Origin of the sequence: Rhodoplanes roseus (genome assembly GCF_003258865.1) — a bacterium.
Classification (GTDB): domain Bacteria; phylum Pseudomonadota; class Alphaproteobacteria; order Rhizobiales; family Xanthobacteraceae; genus Rhodoplanes; species Rhodoplanes roseus.
In genome coordinates this window covers 1-614 of the sequence record NZ_NPEX01000644.1, presented here as the reverse complement: position 1 = coordinate 614, position 614 = coordinate 1, and the positions used below count along the sequence as shown (strand labels likewise).

Sequence of the window (614 nt, the reverse complement as noted above, 5' to 3'; positions counted from 1 at the left end):
TGAAGGTGAGGGCCGGGGTGCCGACCAGCAGGGTCAGCACCACGGCGCCGAGCCCGGCCGGCTCGAGGTTGAGGAACAGGCCGAGCACCGGGGCGGCGACGACCAGCGGCAGGCCGGTGGCGAGCCAATGGGCCAGGCCCTTCACGGCGACGGCCAGCTCGATGGGCGTCCGGCCCATCAGGATGAGGTCGAGCGAGCCGTCGTCGTGGTCGGCGGCGAACAGCCGGTCGAGCGCCAGCAGCGAGGCGAGCAGCGCCCCGATCCACAGGATCGCCGGGCCGATCCGGCGCAGCAGCGCGAGGTCGGGCCCGATCGCGAACGGCATCAGCGTGACCACGGTGAGAAAGAACAGCACCCCCATCATGGCGCCGCCGCCGATGCGCAGCGCGATCCGGAGATCGCGGACCAGGAGGGCGCGCAACGCGGTCATGCGGGGACTCCGGCACGATGTGAGGGAGCCTTGATCGCAGCGCTCGAGCGCGTGGCTACCCCCCTCCCTGTCCCTCCCCCACAAGGGGGGAGGGAACGCTGGAGCCGCGGGGTTATTTTGCTCCGGCTGTCGGTGCCCGTGGTCGCGTTCGGCCCCGCGCCGGCTGGCAGCCGGCTCCCTCCCC

1 protein-coding gene is annotated in these 614 nt (G+C 73.0%); it reads right to left on the bottom strand.

The genetic code is table 11. The features are described 5' to 3' along the window. A partial coding sequence (gene ccmB / locus CH341_RS31765; RefSeq protein WP_111423724.1) for a heme exporter protein CcmB occupies window positions 1-430 on the bottom strand: 430 nt, incomplete at its 3' end. Window positions 431-614 lie beyond the last annotated feature (184 nt).